Source organism: Nocardia sp. NPDC004168, assembly GCF_040610355.1.
GTDB classification, from domain to species: Bacteria; Actinomycetota; Actinomycetes; order Mycobacteriales; family Mycobacteriaceae; genus Nocardia; species Nocardia sichangensis.
In genome coordinates, this window is the sequence record NZ_JBEXME010000009.1 from 1 (window position 1) to 18,302 (window position 18,302).

Below are 18,302 nucleotides of genomic sequence, written 5' to 3' on the forward strand. Positions count from 1 at the left end.
CGGAGTCGGGTGCGGCTGGGGGTATCGGTGGGTTCTTGACGTATGCGACTGATCTTTTCGATCGGGCGACGGTCGAAGGGTTCGCTGATCGGCTCTCGCGCATCCTCGCCGCCGTGGTCGCCGATCCCACCGTCCCGGTCGGGGATATCGACCTACTCGCAGCCACCGAGCGCGCCGACGTGCTCACCGCGTGGAACGACACCACCCATCCGGTGGAGCCCGCCACCTTGGCATCGCTACTGCGCCGGACCGTCGCGGCGGCGCCGGGAGCCGTCGCGCTGGTCGCGGACCTATCTGGCGGCGAACGCGTCGAGCTGAGCTACGCCGAACTGGCCGCCCGGGTGAACCGCCTGGCCCGTTACCTGATCTCGGTGGGCGTCGGCCCCGAAACCCGGGTCGCGCTCGCGTTCCGCCGATCGGTGGATCTGGTCGTGGCGATGTACGCGGTGGCCGAGGCCGGTGGGGCGTATGTACCGGTCGACCCCGACCAAGCCGCGGACCGGACCGACTACATCCTCTCCGTCTCCGCCCCGGTGTGTGTGCTGAGCAACGCGGAGTCGGACTTCGATACCGATGTCGCGCCGGTGGTGCGGCTCGAAGATCTGGAACTGACCGCGGTCGCGAGCGTGCCGCTCACCGACTCCGAGCGGGTCGTGCCCCTACGACCGGAGAACACGGCCTACGTCATCTTCACGTCGGGTTCGACCGGACGCCCGAAGGGCGTCGCGGTGCCACACGCGGCGGTCGTGAACCAGTTGCTCTGGAAGGCAGCCGAGTTCGAGCTGACGCAGGACGACTCGGTGCTGCTGAAGACGGCGGCCACGTTCGACTTGTCGGTGTGGGAGTTCTGGTCGGCCGCGGTCCGCGGTGGCCGGCTGGTGATCGCCGCGCCGGATGGTCATCGGGACCCCGCGTATCTGCACGACCTGATGGCGCGGGAATCGGTCACCACCCTGCACGCGGTGCCGTCGATGCTGGAGGCGCTGTCGGCACACCGGCCCGCGGCGGACGACTGGTCGCCACGGCGGGTGCTGGCGATCGGTGAGTCCCTACCCGGTTCGGTGGCGCAGCGGTTCCTACGCGACTATCCGCGTACCGAATTGTTCAACCTCTATGGTCCGACCGAGGCGGCGGTGTCGATCACCAGCCACCGGGTGACGCTCGCTGATGAGGTGTCGGTGTCGATCGGCGGGCCGGTGTGGAACAGCCGGGTGTTTGTGCTGGATGGGCGTTTGCGTCCGGTTCCGGTGGGTGTGTCGGGTGAGTTGTATTTGGCTGGTGCGCAGTTGGCGCGTGGTTACTTCGGTCGCGTGGATCTGACGGCTGACCGGTTTGTGGCGAATCCGTTCGAGCCGGGTGCGCGGATGTATCGCACGGGTGATTTGGTGGCGTGGACCAGCGCGGGTGAGCTCGAGTACCGGGGACGTACGGACTTCCAGGTCAAGATCCGTGGCTTCCGTATCGAGCTCGGTGAGATCGAAGCCGCGCTGCTCGCGCTGCCGGAAATCGCGCAGACAGCGGTGATCGCCAAGTCCGACCCCAAGACTGGTGACCGTTTGGTGGCTTACCTGGTGGCGAGCGACACCACCACGGGTGTGGATGTGGCGCGGGTGAAGTCGGAACTCACCGCTGGGTTGCCGTCGTACATGGTGCCGTCGGTGTTTGTGGTGTTGGATGCTTTGCCGTTGAACGTCAACGGCAAGTTGGATCGTAAGGCGTTGCCGGAGCCGGAGTTCGAGGTTCAGGCGTTTCGGGCGCTGTCGACGCCGATCGAGGAGATCGTGGCGTCGGTGTTCGCTGAGGTGCTCGGGGTGGAGCGTGTCGGTGCGGATGATGATTTCTTCGCTTTGGGTGGTAATTCGCTGTTGGCGACGCAGGTGGCGGCGCGTATCGGCGCGGCACTGGACACGCGTGTGCCGGTCCGCGCGATCTTCGAGGCAGCGACCGTCGCCGCACTCGCGATCAAGGTCGAGCGGGGCTCCGGTGAACGCAAACGCATCCCCCTCGTCGCGGGACCGCGTCCGGACCGCATCCCGCTGTCGTTCGCGCAACAGCGCATGTGGTTCCTCAACCAGTTCGACACCTCGGCGTCGGTCTACAACATCCCGGCCGCTATCCGCTTGTCCGGCGACCTGGACGTGGCCGCGTTGCGGCTTGCCGTCGCCGACCTCGTCGCCCGCCACGAGATCCTGCGCACGATCTACCCGCAGACGCCGGACGGCCCGGTACAGCGGGTCCTCGCTCCGCACGAGGTCCCGGTGGATCTGGCTCCCGTGCAGATCGGCGACGAGCACGTCGCCGGCGAGGTGCGGCGGGTCGTCGCCGCGGGCTTCGACGTGACGGTCGAGGCGCCGTTGCGCGCGAAGCTGTTCCAGCTCGCGGGCACCGAATACGTGCTGGTCTTCGTCACCCACCACATCAGCGCCGACGGCTGGTCGATGGGCCCGCTGACCAGGGACCTGATGCTGGCCTACGTGGCGCGCACCGGCGGCCAGGAGCCGTCCTGGGCCCCGCTGCCCATCCAGTACGCCGACTACGCGCTCTGGCAGCGCGACGCGCTCGGCCCCGACGACGACCCCGGGTCGCTGGCGGGCGAGCAATTGGATTACTGGACCACCGAACTCGCCGACCTGCCCGACGAGCTGAACCTGCCCGCGGACCGGCCGCGCCCGCCCGCCCAGTCCTTCGCGGGCGGCAGAACCGATTTCGTCGTCGAGGCCGACGTGCACGCCGCGCTGGCCGACCTCGCGCGGCGGCACAACGCCACGCTGTTCATGGTGGTGCACGCCGCGTTCGCGGTGCTATCGGCTCGTCTGTCCGGCACCGAGGACATCGCCATCGGCACGCCCGTCGCGGGCCGCGGCGAAGCCGAACTGGACGACCTGATCGGCATGTTCGTCAACACGCTGGTGCTGCGCAGCCGGGTCACGCCCGGTCTCTGCTTCACCGAACTGCTGGCCCGCACGCGGGAAACGGACCTGCGCGCCTTCGCCAACGCCGACATCCCGTTCGAGCGGCTGGTCGAAGTGCTCGCCCCCGAGCGCTCGGCCGGTCGCCATCCGCTGTTCCAGGTGGCGCTGTCGTTCGAGAACCTGCCCGCGACCGGCTTCGAGCTACCCGGCCTGAGCTTCACCGCGCTCGACCCGGCCGCCGACACCGCCAAGTTCGACCTGCTGCTGACCGTGCGCGAGCAGCGCGCCGAATCCGGTGCGGAAGCCGGTCTGGCCGCCGAATTCACCTATGCCCGTGACCTGTTCGACGAACCGACCGTGGTCGAGTTCGGCCGCAGGTTCCGTCGCATCCTGGCCGCGGTCGCCCAGCGCCCGGACACCGCCGTCGGCGATCTGGAGATCTTGGACGACTCCGAGCGCGCGGAGCTGATCACCCGTACCGGCGCACCAGCCGTGCCGCCGCGCACGCTGCCGGATTTGCTGGCCGCGGCCGTCGCCGGGAATCCGGCCGGAATCGCCGTGGTCGCGGACGACCGCACCTTCAGTTACGCCGAACTCGACGCGGCTTCGGCGCAATTGGCGCGGGCGCTGATCGACCGCGGCGCGGGACCGGACGTGCCGGTCGCCGTCGCGATCCGTCGTTCGGTGGAATCCGTGCTGGCACTGTGGGCGGTGACCAAGACCGGCGCGGCGTTCGTTCCGATCGACCCGACCTATCCCGCCGACCGCGTCGCGCGCATGGTCGCGGACTCCGGCGTAGCGCTCGGCCTGACGCTCACCGCCGAACTGGACAACCTGCCCCTGCCCGGCGGCTGGCTCGCCTTGGACGAGCAGGACTTCACCCTCGACGTCGCAGCGCGCTCGGATAAGCCATTGCGTCCCGACGAGCTGCGTGGACCGCTGCGCGCGAGCAACGCCGCGTATGTGATCTACACATCCGGCTCCACCGGCGTGCCGAAGGGTGTCGTGGTGACCCACGAAGGTCTGGCGAATTTCAGCACCGAACAGGTGGAGCGCTATCGGCTCGACAGTTCCACCCGCGCCCTGGCGTTCGCGTCGCCTTCGTTCGACGCCTCGGTGCTGGAGCTGTTGCTCGCCCTTGGTTCCGCGGGCGGGCTCGTGGTAGCGCCGCCGTCGACCCTCGGTGGCGCGGAACTGGTCGAACTGATGCGCGCCGGAGGCGTCACGCACGCCTTCCTCACGCCGTCGGTGCTCGCCTCGCTCGATCCGGACGCGTTGCCGGGGGTACGGGCCGTCGTGGCGGGCGGCGAAGCGGTGCCCGCCGATCTGGCGGCCAAGTGGACGACCGTGCCCGAACGCGATTTCCACAATGGTTACGGGCCGACCGAAACCACCATCATGACCAACATCAGCGACCCGCTCCGGCCCGGCGAGCCGGTCACGATCGGCGGACCGATCCGCGGGATGCGGTCGCTGGTGCTCGACAGCAGGCTGCGCCCGGTGCCAGAAGGGGTCGCGGGCGAATTGTATCTGGGCGGTATCCAGCTCGCGCGCGGCTACCACGCGCGCTCGGCACTGACCGCCGCTCGCTTCGTGGCTGACCCGTACGGCGTGCCCGGCGAGCGTCTCTACCGCACCGGCGACCTGGTGCGCTGGCGCCGATCCGGCGGTGCGCCGGTCCTGGAGTACCTGGGCCGCAACGACTTCCAGGTCAAGGTGCGTGGCTTCCGCATCGAACTCGGCGAGATCGACGCGGCGCTCACGGCCCAGCCCGAAGTCGACTTCGCCGTGACACTCGGCCGCGAAACCGGTTCGGGCGCCACCACGCTGGTCTCGTACGTGCTACCCGCCGAGGGGGCGACGGCCGACCCGTCCGTGCTGACCGAACGGATCGGACGCACACTGCCGCAGTACATGGTTCCGGCGGCGATCGTCGTGCTCGACGCGATTCCGCTGACCCCCGCGGGCAAGCTGGACCGCAAGGCGCTGCCCGCGCCCGAGCTGGACCTCCGCGCCTACCGCGCGCCGCGAACCCCCGCCGAACTGGTGATCGCCGAGGTGATGGGCGAGGTGCTCGGTCTCGAACGGGTCGGGATCGATGACGACTTCTTCGCCCTCGGCGGCGACAGCATCGTGTCCATCCAGGTGGTCTCCCGCTCGCGCGCACGAGGTGTGACCTTCGCGCCGCGGGACGTCTTCGAATGCCGGACCGTCGCCGCGCTGGCCCGCGCCGCCGCGGTGGAGGGCGGCGGCCCCGGTGACGAGGCGGGCGAACTACCGCTGACGCCGGACGCCGCGCGGATGCTGGACGAAGGCATCGAAGTGCGGGCCATCGCGCTCGACATCCCCGAGACCTGCTCCGTGGAGACGGTGCACGGCGCGGTCGCCGCCGTGCTCGAGCAGCACCCGATGTTGTGGGTACAACTGCGCTACGGCGAGGACGGCACGCCGGTGCTGCGCATTCCCGCCGCCGCCGAACGCACCGGCGAGGCGTTCCGCAGGCTGGACCCGCAGCGCGGCGAGACTTCGCTGCCCATCGACGACGTGGTGCAGGCGGTCGCCGCCGCCCTCGACCCCGAACAGGGCCGCAACATCTACTTCGTGCTCACCGGCGGCCCCGAGGCTCGCTCCACGCTGATCGTCGTGGCCAGCAGCCTCGTCATCGACGACGTCTCCTGGCGGGCGGTCGTCGACCAGCTCACCGCACGGTGGGAGCGGGCGCGCCACGCCGCGCCCGCGAGCGCCGAAACCGGCCTCGGCGTGCTCATCCGCGCCCTCTCGGCCAAGGCGCACGATCCGGTCACCGTTGCCGAAATGGATTGGTGGCGACTAGCGCTCGGCTCCGTCCCGGAGGGCGCGGGAACCGAGGGACGGGATCTGCACGCACGCAGCCGGGTATCGCTCACCATCACCGCGGAGGGTGCGGCGGCCGTCGCCGCGGCCGCCGAGGCCTACCACGCCGGGGTGGAGGACATCCTGCTCACCGCGCTGGCGCTGGCACTGCAGACCGCCGCGGGAGAGACCGTCACACGCGCCATCGGTACGGTCGTCCGGCTGTCCGCCGACGGTCGCGCGGCCACCGACGCCGACGGGGCGAGCACGGTGGGCGGCTTCGTCACCGAATATCCGCTGCCGTTGCGGTTGAGCCGGATCGACATCGACGAGGCCCTGATCGGCGGACCGGCGGCGGGCACCGCGATCGCGCAGATCAAGGAGTTGCGCCGGTCGGTGCCCTCGCGCGGTGTCGGCTACGGCCTGTTGCGCCATCTCAACGCCGAGACCGCCGCCGAGCTGCGTGGCCTCGGGCGTGGCCGGTTCGCGCTGCGCTACCGGGATCTGCGTCCGGCGCGGGTGCACACCGACATCCCGTCCGACGACCTGCTGCTCGTACTGACCGTCGACGCCACCGACGACGGCCTGCTCGCCCGGTTCGACTTCGCCGCCGCCGCGTTCCGCGGTGAGGACGCGAAAACGTTCGCGGAGCACTGGATCCGCGCGCTCGGCGGCCTCGCCGAGCACGGACTGCGCCCGGACGCGGGCGGCTACACCCCCTCCGATTTCCCGCTGGTGCGGCTCAAGCAGCCCGATATCGACCGCTTCGCCCGCGCCTACCCCGACCTGTCCGACGCCTGGCCGCTCACCCCGCTGCAATCGGGCATGTTGTTCCACGCCCTGCTCGCGGAGCACTCGGTGGACGTCTACACCACCCAGTTCGTGCTCGATCTCAGCGGCGCGGTGGACGCCCGCCGGATGCGCGCGGCCGCGCAAGCGGTGCTGGACCGGCACGACAACCTGCGCGTCGCCTTCGCCGACGACAGCGAGGGCAAGCCCGTACAGATCGTGCAGGATTCGCTGGAGGTGCCGTGGCGGCTGATCGATCTGGGTCAGCTGGAACCCGACGCGGCCCGAACCGAACTGGAGCGGATCAAGGCGGCGGATCTGGCCGACCACTTCGACATGCGGACCGCGCCGCTGCTGCGGTTCGCGCTGATCCGCTCCGCCGCGGCCCGCTACCACCTGCTGGTGACCAGTCACCACATCCTCGTCGACGGCTGGTCCATGCCGCTGTTGATGAAGGATCTGCTCACCCTGTACGCGTTCGGCGGCAAATCCCGGCACTTGCCCTCGGTGCCGTCCTACCGCGACTATCTGGCCTGGCTGGTCGCTCAGGACGCGGAAGCGGCCCGTTCCGCGTGGCGCGCCGCGCTGGCCGGTGTCACCGAGCCGACGCCGCTGGCGCCGGTCGATCCCGGCCGCGAGATCGCCTCGGGCGTAGGCGAAGCCGGGTTCGAGCTGTCCCCGGCCGACACCACCGCGCTGACCCGGCTCGCATCGGGGCTGGGCGTCACGGTGAACACCGTGGTGCAGGCGGCCTGGGGACTGCTGATCGGTCGCACCGCCGACCGTGACGACGTGGTCTTCGGCGCCACCGTGTCCGGCAGGCCGCCCCAGCTGGACGGCGTCGAGGCGATGGTCGGCCTGTTCCTCAACGCGATCCCGGTGCGGGTGCGGCTCGACCCGACCGGCACGCTGGGCGGGCTGCTGCGGCAGCTACAGGCCGAGCAGGCCGCCCTGCTGGACTATCACTACCTGGGGCTGAGCGAGATTCAGGAAGCTGTCGGCGTGGACGGGCTGTTCGACTCGCTCGTCGTGTTCGAGTCGTTCCCGGTGGACCGGGAGGGCCTGGACCGGGCGGGCGCCATCGACGGTATGAACGTCACCGGCGTCGGCGCGGTCAACGGCACCCATTACCCGTTCACGGTCATGGTGGTGCTGGACAACCAATTGCGCGTCTCGGTGAAGTACCTGCGCGACGTCATCGACGAACCGGCGGCGCTCGCGCTCGCACAGCGGCTCTCGGCGCTGATCGGCCGCTTCGTGACCACCCCTCAGGCGCGCGTCGGCGATATCGACGTGCTGCTGGACGCCGAGCGCGCCGAGCTGGCCGCGCACAACGCCACCGACGTGCCGGAACTACTCGACGGCGCGACGTTGACCTCCCTGTTCGACGCGCAGGTGGCGCGCACGCCGGACGCGCCAGCGGTCCGTTTCGGCGACACCACGCTCACCTATGCCGAACTCGACTCGCGCGCCCGGTCCTTGGCCGTCGAGCTGATGCGCTGGGGCGTCGGCCCGGAGACGCTGGTCGCCGTGGCCATGCGGCGCGGCATCGACCTGGTCGTCGCGATCTACGCGGTGCTGCGCGCCGGTGGCGGTTACGTCCCGATCGACCCGGACCACCCGGCCGAACGCAGCGAGTACGTCCTCGGCAGCGCCGCCCCGATCTGCGTTCTGACCACCACCGCGGACGCGTTCGACACCGCGACCGGTGTGCCGGTGGTCGCCGTGGACACGCTGTATCTGCCTCCGTACGAGGGTCCTTGGCCGCGGGCGGAGGTGCGTCCGGACACCGTCGCCTACGTCATCTACACCTCCGGCTCCACCGGCCGCCCCAAAGGCGTGATGATCACGCACCGGCAGATGGTGCATCAGTTCCGCTGGGCGCAGTCGGCCTACCCGCACGGCGGCGACGACGTGGTGCTGCACAAGACGCCGATCACGTTCGACATCTCCGCCTGGGAGTTGTTCTGGCCGTTGCAGTCAGGGGCGTCGATCGTGATCGCCGCGCCCGACGGGCATCGCGATCCGGCCTATCTGGCCCGCGTCATCGTGGACAACGCGGTGACCACGGTGCACTTCGTGCCATCGATGCTGGACGCGTTCTCGGATCCGGTGGCAGGCCCGACCGTGGCGTACCCCTCGCTGCGCCGGGTGTTCGCCGCGGGCGAGGCGTTGTCCGGGGCGACCGCGAGGAAGTTCGCCGCGGCCGTGCCGGGCGCCGAGCTGATCAACTGGTACGGCCCCGCCGAGGCCACCGTGGTCACCGGCCATCGCGTGCGCGACACCGCCGCGGCGGCGGTTCCGATCGGCGTCCCGGCGGCCAATACGCGCGTGCACGTACTCGACCGCCAGTTGCAGCCGGTTCCGCCGGGCGCGGCGGGCGAGTTGTACGTCGCGGGTGCGCAATTGTCGCGCGGCTATCTCGGGGCCCCGTCCCTGACGGCCGAGCGTTTCGTCGCCCATGCGGGCGGCACCCGGCTCTATCGCACCGGGGACATCGTGCGCTGGCACGACGGCGCGCTGGAATACCTGGGCCGCAGCGATTTCCAGGTCAAACTGCGCGGCCAGCGCGTGGAACTCGGTGAGATCGAGGCCGTGCTGACGAGTCATCCGCAGGTGCGGCACGCCGCGGTCTCGGTGGTGCGTGGCGCCACCGGCGATCGGCTGGTCGCGTACGTCGTCGGCGCGCCGGGGACGACCTTCGACGAAGCCGCGTTGGCGGCGCACGCCCGCGCCGCGCTGCCGTCGTACATGGTGCCCTCGGCTGTCGTCGCGCTCGCCGAGCTTCCGCTCAACGCCAGCGGCAAACTCGACCGCAAGGCGCTGCCAGCGCCGCCGTTGGTGGCGCGTCCGTACCGCGCGCCGGGCACGCCGCTGGAGCGGACCGTGCTCGAGGTGTTCGACGAGGTCCTCGAACCCGGCCCGGCGCATCGGGTCGGGATGGACGACGACTTCTTCGGCCTCGGCGGCACCTCACTGGTCGCCACGCGGGCGGTCAGCAGGCTGCGCACGCTCACCGGCGCCGAGGTGCGGGTGCAGTGGTTCTTCACCGACCCGACCCCGGCGGCGCTGGCGGCCCGGATCATGGCCGCGCTGGCCGACGATCACGACTACGACCAGGACTCGAACGCGGCGCTCGGCGTGCTGCTGCCGATCCGCACCATGGTGCCGCACGACGTGGCCGCCGCCGAGCCGCTGTTCTGCCTGCATCCGATGTACGGGTTGTCCTGGTGCTACGCGGGCCTCGCGCGCTACGTGCCCGCAGGCACGCCGATCTTCGGCCTGCAGTCCCCCGCGCTCACCGAAGAGGGCTACCTGCCGGAGTCGCTGTTCGAGATGGCGCACCGCTACGTGGCCGAGATCCGCGCGGTGCAGCCGCACGGGCCCTACCGGCTGCTCGGCTGGTCGCTCGGTGGTGTGCTGGCGCACGCGGTGGCGACCGAACTCCAGGCCGCGGGCGAAGAGATCGGCCTGCTGACCATGCTCGACAGTCACCCCGACATCGACGTCACGGATTTCCGGGCGGCGATCCGCGAGGCGCTGGCCGAACTCGGCATCGGCGCGGACGCCCTGCTGCCCGGCGAGGGCGACGTCCACGATCTGAGCGAGGACGCGCTGGCCGCGCTGCACGCCACCATCCCGCCGGACATGGCGGTGCTCACCCCGGACCGGGTGCGCCGGATCTACCGCAGCGCGGTGCGCTCGGCCGAGTTGATCGCCGAGCACCGGCCGGACGTCTTCCGGGGCCGATTGGACTACTTCAGCGCGGCCGGTCACGACACCGCGGCGGCCGGCTGGCAACCTTATGTCGACGGCCGGGTGGACGATCATCCCGTCGGTGTCTCGCACGATCAGATGACATCGCCGGAAGCGCTCGCGCAGATAGGTCCCAGATTGTCCGAGTTGCTCGATCCCCCGGGGTGGGAAGCGACACGGAACATGGGGCGGTCATGATCGAGCCGACACCGTTCCGGCATGATAGGGCAACGGTGCGGTAACGAAGTCCACTGTTGTGACGACTACATAGGCCGTATGGTCGGGCGGGATGCCTGGGCATCCACCCCGGCGTGTGGGGCATGCAGAGCGAATCTCGAGACGAAGCGAAGGTGCGAAATTGATACGTCGACAGAGCCGGCGCGGTGGCCTGCGGGCCGCGGCCGCCATCGCGGCAACCGCGGTGCTCGCGGGGATGATGACCGGTCTCGGCGCGTCCAGCGCGACAGCTGATCCGATCATCGATTCCAAGACTCTGTTGGGAAACCCGGTCGCCCCGGACGGTTCGCGTATCACCAAGGCCGAGTACAAGGACGCGCGCAGCATCCGGCTGTACGTGTACTCGGCGGCGATGGACGAGAAGGTCATCATCGACGTCCAGCGCCCGGCCGACGCCTCCGTGCCGCGTCCGACGCTGTACCTGCTCAACGGCGCGGGCGGCGGCGAGGACGAAGCCTCGTGGCAGGCGAAGACCGACGCGCTGCAGTTCCTGTCGGACAAGAACGTCAACGTGATCCAGCCGATCGGCGGCAAGTGGAGCTACTACACCGACTGGATCAAGGACGACCCGGTACTCGGCCGCAACAAGTGGAAGACCTTCTTCACCGAGGAGCTGCCCCCGCTGGTCGACGGCGCGCTGGGCACCAACGGCGTGAACGCCATCGCGGGCCTGTCCACCTCGGGCACCACGGTGCTCGCGCTGCCGATCGCCAAGCCGGGCCTGTACAGGGCGGCCGCGGCCTACAGCGGTTGCGCGCAGACCAGTGACCCGGTCGGCTCCGAGTTCGTCAAGCTGACCGTCGAGACCTGGGGCGGCGGCAACACCGACAACATGTGGGGTCCGGAAGGCTCGCCGGACTGGGTGGCCAACGACCCGTACGTGAACGCCGAGGGACTGCGCGGGCTCGACCTCTACATCTCCACCGGCAACGGCCTGCCCGGCCAGTACGACACGCTCAACGGTCCGTACGCGCTGCCCGGCGCATACGGTCTGGCCAACCAGATCGTCATCGGCGGCGTGATCGAGGCGGGCACCAACTACTGCACGCACAACCTGAAGAACAAGCTGGACCAGCTGGGCATCCCGGCCACCTACAACTTCCGCGACTCGGGCACCCACTCGTGGGGCTACTGGCGCGACGAGTTCCAGCTGTCGTGGCCCGTGCTCGCGAAGGGGCTCGGTATCTGATCCGAATCGAGCCGGGACCGCCCGGCAAGATTCCTCCGACCGCCTGGTCGCCGCTGTCGCGCGACCAGGCGGTCTTCTTTATGGGGTAACCTTCACAAAAAAGTTCGGGAACCCGTAAAATTCAGTTCGTGGGTATTACGTTGGTCGAGTCGACCAAGTCCGTCACCGGGCGCGCGCGTGCCGCGACCGTTCTGCTGGGGCCCGCGTTCGTCGCGGCCATCGCGTACGTCGATCCCGGCAACGTCGCGTCCAACATCAGCGCGGGCGCGCAGTTCGGCTACCTCCTGGTCTGGGTCATCGTGCTGGCCAACGTGATGGCGGGGCTGGTCCAGTTCCTCTCGGCCAAGCTCGGCCTGGTCACCGGGTGGTCGCTGCCGGAGGCGGTGCGCGCGAAGGCGAGCGGTCCGGTCCGGCTGGCCTACTGGGGCCAGGCGGAGACGGTCGCGATCGCCACCGACCTGGCCGAGGTGGTCGGCGGCGCCATCGCGCTCCATCTGCTGTTCGGCCTGCCCCTGCTGGTCGGCGGCGTGATCACCGGCGCGGTGTCGATGGTTCTGCTGCTGGTGCAGGACCGTCGCGGCCAGCAGCCGTTCGAGCGGGTGATCACCGGGATGCTCGCGATCATCGCGATCGGATTCCTGGCGAGCGTGGTCATCGCCCCGCCGTCGGCCGGGGGCACGGTGGGCGGTCTCCTGCCGCGCTTCCAGGGCACCGAGAGCGTGCTGCTCGCCGCCGCCATGATCGGCGCCACGGTCATGCCGCACGCGGTCTACTTGCATTCCGGCCTGGCCCGCGACCGGCACGGGCAACCGGCGCCGGGGCCGCTTCGCGCGAGGCTACTGCGGATCACCAAGGTCGACGTCGGGCTGGCCATGATCTTGGCGGGCACGGTGAACCTGGCCATGCTGCTCATGGCGGCCAACACCCTGCGCGGCCGAAACGTCGAGACCATCGAGGACGCGCACGCGGCCGTCGGCGACGTGCTCGGCCCGGCCGCCGCGCTGCTGCTCGCGATCGGCCTGCTCGCCTCCGGCCTGGCCTCGACGTCGGTCGGCGCCTACGCGGGCGCGATGATCATGCAGGGCCTGTTGCACCGGCGAATCCCACTGATCACACGCAGGCTGATCACGTTGATCCCCGCCATCGCGGTCCTGGCGCTGGGGATCGACCCGACCCGCGCGCTGATCATCTCCCAGGTGGTGCTGTCGTTCGGCATCCCGTTCGCGCTGATTCCCTTGGTGCGCTTCACGAGTGACCCCACGCTGATGGGCGCGGACGTCAACCATCGCGTGACCACCGCGCTGGCCTGGACGGTCGCGGCGATCATCTCCGTGCTCAATGCCGCCCTGATCTACCTCACCGTCACCGGGCGGTAGCCCGCCCGGCGCGGCGCGCCGATCAGACCCAGTTCTCGATCCAGTACTTCCAGATCCGTGGTGCGTAGGCGTCCAACGGCGGAACCCTGATGTCGGTGCCCGCCAGGGCCGCGCTGGTGTGCCTGCAGTCGAACCAGCAGGCGAATTCACTGTGCTCCAGCACGTCCAGCGGCACACCGACCCGGGGCAGCAGCCAGTTCGCGCCGGGGACCCGCAACATCATGTCCAACGTGCGCTTGGGCATCACCTCGACCAGATGTGGCGCGCCCGCCTCGTCGGCGAACAGGTTCAGCGCGTCGACCGCGCTCTGCCTGCGCGGATCCACCAGGTGATAGGTGATCTTGTCCGAGCCGGCGCGATGCGCGATGTGATCGAGGGCGCGAGCCACGAAATCCACCGGGACCATGTTGGTCTCGCCCAGTTTGGGCACCAGGACCGGCAGCAGCCTCGGCAGCTGCGCGCCCATGCGCAGTAGGCGGAAGAAGTAGTACGGGCCGTCGATCCGATCGATCTCGCCGGTCCTGGAATGCCCGATCACGATCGACGGGCGATAGATCCGCCAGCGCAGCGACGATTCCCGGACGATCCGCTCGCCCTCGAAGTTCGCTCGCTGCATCGGGGTGGCCAGCGCCTGCCCGTGATCGAACATGTCCTCGGTGAACAGGCCCTCGGTGGACCCGGCCACCTCCACGGTCGAGACGTGGTGCAGCAAGCCGACGCCCAGCTCCTCGGCGACGTCGACCAGGTGCCTGGTCCCGCCGCCGCGCTCGGTCAGGTCGTAGCCTCCGGCCAGATGGAAGACGTGCTCGATGGCGCCGCGATGCCGGGCCAGCCAGGTCGGATCGATGCCGAGCCCCGGGGCGCCCAGATCGCCGCGCACCGGACGGACGCGGTCGCCGCCCGCCCATTCCTGCGCGCAGCAGGCGAACCGGTCGGCCGAGGCGTCGCCCGGCCGAACCAGCACGTGAATGTCACCCTCGCGTTTCAGGAGCTCAGGGATGAGAAAACGACCGATGAACCCAGTTGCCCCGGTAACCAGGTAAGTCATAGCCGATGAACATAGTCGCCTGTCGGTAGCTACGTTCCGGCGGGCTGATCAGTCGGCGAAGACGGGCTTGCGCTTGCTGAGCATCGCGGTGGCGCCCTCGATGAAATCGGGGGAGCGCAGCAGCTCGGTCTGCCCCGCCTTCTCGGCGGCCAGGGCCGCGTCCAGCGCCGTCAGCGTGGCCTGGTTCAGCGCGTGCTTGGTGAGTTCCAGCGCGCGGCGCGGACCCGTGGCGATCTTCTGGACCCCGGCCTCGACCGCGGCGTCGAGTTCGTCGTCGGGCACGACGGCGGTGAACAGACCGGCGGCCGCGGCTTCCCGGGCGGGCAGCCGTTCGCCGAGCAGTGCCATCCGCGCCGCCAGCGGGCGGCCCGCCGCCGCGGCCACCAGCGCGGCCGCCCCGCCGTCGGGCATCAAGCCGATGTTGATGAAGGCCAGCAGCAGGTAGGAGTCCTCGCTCGCGTAGACCAGGTCGGCGGCCAGCGCGATGCCGACGCCGACGCCCGCCGCGGCGCCGCGGATGCGCACGATCACCGGGACCGGCGCGTCGACGATGGCCCGCACCAGCCGGTTCGCCGCGTCCATCACCATGTCCGAGGTGATGCCCCGCCGCGCCTCGTCCGCGCTCGCCGAGAGATCGGCGCCGGTGCAGAAATCGCCGCCCTCGCCGGTCAGTACGATCGCCCGCACCGCGCGGTCTTCCGCCGCCGCGCGGAAGGCGTCCCCGAGCGCGACCATGGTGTCGTAGTCGATGGCGTTCTTCCGCTTCGGGTTGGTGATCGTGATCCGGAGCACCCTGCCGTCCTGGACCGCGGTGAACTTCGCGGCGGAGGGGGCGGCCGGGGCCGCGGAATCGTTGTTGCTCACGTTTGCTCCTAAGCTGCAATTCGCCGGACGCCAGGCCGTGAATAGTGGTTAACTTTGCGAATTGTGGTTAACTTAGGTTCCATTGTCGGGCGCTGTCAACCAGCGCCGCCGGAGAACGGAGAGGTGCATGGTCGCGGATCGCAGCGAGGTCGATCTCGCTCCCGCGCGCCCCGAACCGGGCAGGCGGGCGAGCGCTGAGGGCGCGCCGTCGGTGCGCCGCCGTCCGAAGGACCGCAAGGTACAGATCATCCGGGCGGCCGCCCGCGCGTTCAGCGAACGCGGGTACTACCCGGTCGGCGTGGACGAGATCGCCGCCGAGGTCGGCATCTCCGGTCCCGCCCTCTACCGGCATTTCACGAACAAGTACGCGTTGCTGGTCGCCGCCGCGGAGGAGGGCGCGCAACACCTGCTGAACGTCGCCGAGGGGGCCGACGACACTCGGCTGGACCCGGTGCGGCGCGCCGACGCGCTGATCCGCGCGATCAGCGAGCACACCGTCGACATCCGCCGCGAGGCCGGGCTCTACCGCTGGGAGCGGCGCTATCTCGAGCGGGACGACCGCGTCCGGATCAAGAAGATCTACGACGACCTGAACAACACTCTCGCGGCGCCGATCGCGCTGCTGCGACCCGAGGCGCCGCCCGCGGACGTGGCGATGCTGGCCGCGGGCGTGCTCAGCGCGATCGCCAGCATCGCCGCGCACCGCACCGCACTGTCGAGCGCTCGGCTGCTTCCGCTGTTGCGTCAGATGTCCTGGGCCATCCTGCGCACCGAACTGCCTCCCGCGCCCGCCGAACCGGATCCCGGCCCGCCCGTGCGCGGCATCCCGGTGACCTCCAAGCGCGAACAATTGCTCACCGAAGCCATCCGGATTTTCGGCAGGCAGGGGTATCACGAGGCGAGCATCGAGGAGATCGGCGCCGCCGTCGGCATCAACGCCTCCAGCGTGTACCGGTACTTCGCGAGCAAGGCCGACCTGCTCGCCGCGGCGTTCCACCGCACCGGCGACCGGCTGGCCATCGCGATCACCGAGGCGCTGGCCGAAGCCACGAGCCGGGCGGATGCCGCGCGCAACGTGGCCGACCGCTACGCCAAACTGAGTTTCGCCATGCCCGAGATCATGGCGGTGTACTACGCCGAGTTCGGCAACCTGCCGCAGGCCGAGCAGCACAAGCTGCGCGCCATCCAGCGGCAGAACGTGCTGGAATGGGCCAACCTGCTGGACGGCGACCCGGTGGAAGCGCGTTTCCGGGTGCACGCCGCCATCAGTCAGGTGATCGATGTGGGCAGGCTGATCCGATTCGATTCCCGGCCCGCGCAATTGGCCCGCGTCACCGCGCTGATGGACGCGGTGCTGCTCGCCGATAACGCGCAGCCGGACGATGCCCGCCATTAACCCCGTGCATGGCCGCAAGCAGCGAAGGCGGAGGTAGCCCGCGCATGGCCGTAGCGAAGGCGGAGGTACGCAGAGGAGGCGCAGCCGGACAGCGTCCGTCATCAGCCCGCGCATGGCCGTAGCGAAGGCGGAGGTACGCGTGGGCGCGCCGCTCAGGGGCGGCGGCCGTGCCGGATCCGGAAGATCGTTCTGGCCAGGCGGAGATGGCGCGGGTGCCGGTCGAACGTGGACAGATTCACCGGCGCCTGATACCGCTTGCGGGTGATGGCCAGGGTCCGGCTGAACTCTCGTAGTCCCTGGTCGCCGTGGCTGTGGCCCTGGCCGTATTCGCCCACACCGCCGAAAGGCAGCGCGGGAATGCCCGCGTACGCGGTCGAGGAGTTGATGGTCACCACCCCGGCGCGCAGTTGCTCGGCGAACGCCTCGATCTCGTGCACGTCCCTGGTGAACACCGACACCGCGACGTCGGTGCCCACCGCGTTGATCCGCTCGGCGGCCTCGTCCATGCTCGCCACCTTGTTCACGATGAGCACCGGGCCGATGCCCTCGCCGGTGATCGCGGTGCTCTCCTCCGGCACTTCGGCCAGCACGATCGGCTCGATGTAGGGATCGCGGATGGAGTCCAGCCCGCCGACGACCGCGCGGCCGCCGCGGGCCACCGCGTCGCGCACCTGTCTGCGCACCACTTCGATCTGTGACTCCATGATCATCGGGCCGTAGGACGCCTTCCGGTCCGCGCCCGGCCGCAGCTTGCGGGCCTGATCCGCGACCAACTCCAGGAAGCGGTCGTAGACGGATTGGGCGACGTAGGCCCGTTGGATGCCGGTGGCGTTCTGCCCGGCGTTGGCCATCGCGCCGAACACGGCGGCCTCGGCGGCGTCGTCGAGTTTCGCGTCGACGTGCACGACCATGCTGCCCTTGCCGCTGCGCTCCACGACGACCGGCGTCATGGTCTGGGCGCACACCGAGATCACCTCGCGCGCACCGGCTTCGGAGCCGGCGTAGGCGATCTTGTCGACCTTCGCGCGGCACAGCGCGGTGCCGGTGGCCTTGTCACCCGTAACCACTTGCAGCACCGGCTGGTTCGGTGCGAGCCGGGACCAGCTGTCGGCCAGCCACACGCCGACGCCGGTGGTCAGCTCGTGCGGCTTGAACACCACGGCGTTGCCCGCCGCCATCGCGTAGGCGATCGAACCCATCGGGGTGAACACCGGGTTGTTCCACGGGCCGAGCACGCCGACGACGCCCAGCGGCAGATACCCGACGGAGGCCCGCTGATTGCGGGTGAGCCAGTTGGAACCGATGCGCCGCCGGTCCAGTGCGCGGCCCGCGTTGCGCGCGGCCCAGTCGAGGTCCTCCACCGCGAGCATCACCTCGATCGCGGCGTCGGCTACCGGCTTCCCGGTCTCCTCGCACAGCAGGGAGACCAATTCGCCAGAGCGCCGGGCGATCTCGCGTTTCCAGTCCAGCAGCCACCGCTTCCGGCTGCTGAATCCGAGTTCGGCCCACCATTTTTCGGCGGAGCGAGCCGCTCGCACGGCGCGATTCAGTTCGCCCGCGCTCATCACGGCGTAGTTGCCGACGACCTCGCCGGTGCGCGGGTCGTAGGACGTCAGGACGTTCGTTCGGCCCGTTCCTCCCGGACGCGCCGCCAACCGTGACTGCGCGGACTCGGCCATGATCACCTCTCGCAGTGTCGAAACCGGCGTGCGGACCGCTCAGCGGGGCCACATCCGTGGACGAGTGAGTGTTTTCCCCCGCAAAGCAGACTATGGTCTGGCGCAGCGGGCCGACAAGGCTCGGCCGCGGCCCCGGTGTCCGGATCGGATCGCGCTCACCAGCGCCGATTCTCCGCACGGCGAACGGGCAGCGGAAAATGTGAGTAAGGACACAATGGGCGCAC

The 18,302-nt window shown here is 70.0% G+C and carries 7 protein-coding genes; 4 read left to right on the plus strand and 3 right to left on the minus strand.

The features are described from left to right. Positions 1 to 35: 35 nt before the first annotated feature. The 3 genes from ABZW96_RS18250 (at position 36) to ABZW96_RS18260 (ending at position 13,091) form a co-directional block, all read left to right on the plus strand. Positions 36 to 10,487, plus strand: a complete 10,452-nt coding sequence (locus ABZW96_RS18250) for an amino acid adenylation domain-containing protein (RefSeq protein ID WP_355076002.1) — start codon at positions 36 to 38, stop codon at positions 10,485 to 10,487. 238 nt (positions 10,488 to 10,725) lie between these two features. Then, positions 10,726 to 11,715: an alpha/beta hydrolase family protein gene (locus ABZW96_RS18255; protein WP_355076310.1), complete on the plus strand. Its 990-nt coding sequence runs from the start codon at positions 10,726 to 10,728 to the stop codon at positions 11,713 to 11,715. Positions 11,716 to 11,849: 134 nt separating this feature from the next. Next, positions 11,850 to 13,091: an Nramp family divalent metal transporter gene (locus ABZW96_RS18260; RefSeq protein ID WP_355076312.1), complete on the plus strand. Its 1,242-nt coding sequence runs from the start codon at positions 11,850 to 11,852 to the stop codon at positions 13,089 to 13,091. A gap of 22 nt (positions 13,092 to 13,113) precedes the next feature. Here the strand turns inward: ABZW96_RS18260 and ABZW96_RS18265 are convergent, their stop codons facing one another. Together ABZW96_RS18265 and ABZW96_RS18270 are read right to left on the minus strand one after the other, a co-directional pair. After that, a complete protein-coding gene (locus ABZW96_RS18265) occupies positions 13,114 to 14,139 on the minus strand; it encodes an SDR family oxidoreductase (protein WP_355076004.1) in 1,026 nt (341 codons plus the stop codon). A gap of 48 nt (positions 14,140 to 14,187) precedes the next feature. Beyond that, positions 14,188 to 15,003 carry an enoyl-CoA hydratase gene (locus tag ABZW96_RS18270; RefSeq protein WP_355076006.1) on the minus strand — a complete coding sequence of 272 codons (816 nt, stop codon included), beginning with the start codon at positions 15,001 to 15,003 and terminating at the stop codon, positions 14,188 to 14,190. 127 nt (positions 15,004 to 15,130) lie between these two features. On the opposite strand from ABZW96_RS18270, the gene ABZW96_RS18275 reads away from it, so the two are divergent. Next, positions 15,131 to 16,399 carry a helix-turn-helix domain-containing protein gene (locus ABZW96_RS18275; RefSeq protein ID WP_355076008.1) on the plus strand — a complete coding sequence of 423 codons (1,269 nt, stop codon included), beginning with the start codon at positions 15,131 to 15,133 and terminating at the stop codon, positions 16,397 to 16,399. A gap of 152 nt (positions 16,400 to 16,551) precedes the next feature. On the opposite strand, the gene ABZW96_RS18280 is transcribed toward ABZW96_RS18275, so the two are convergent. After that, the gene (locus ABZW96_RS18280; RefSeq protein WP_355076314.1) at positions 16,552 to 18,078 is read right to left on the minus strand and encodes an aldehyde dehydrogenase family protein; all 1,527 of its coding nucleotides are present in this window, start codon (positions 18,076 to 18,078) and stop codon (positions 16,552 to 16,554) included. Between the last annotated feature and the right edge of the window lie 224 nt (positions 18,079 to 18,302).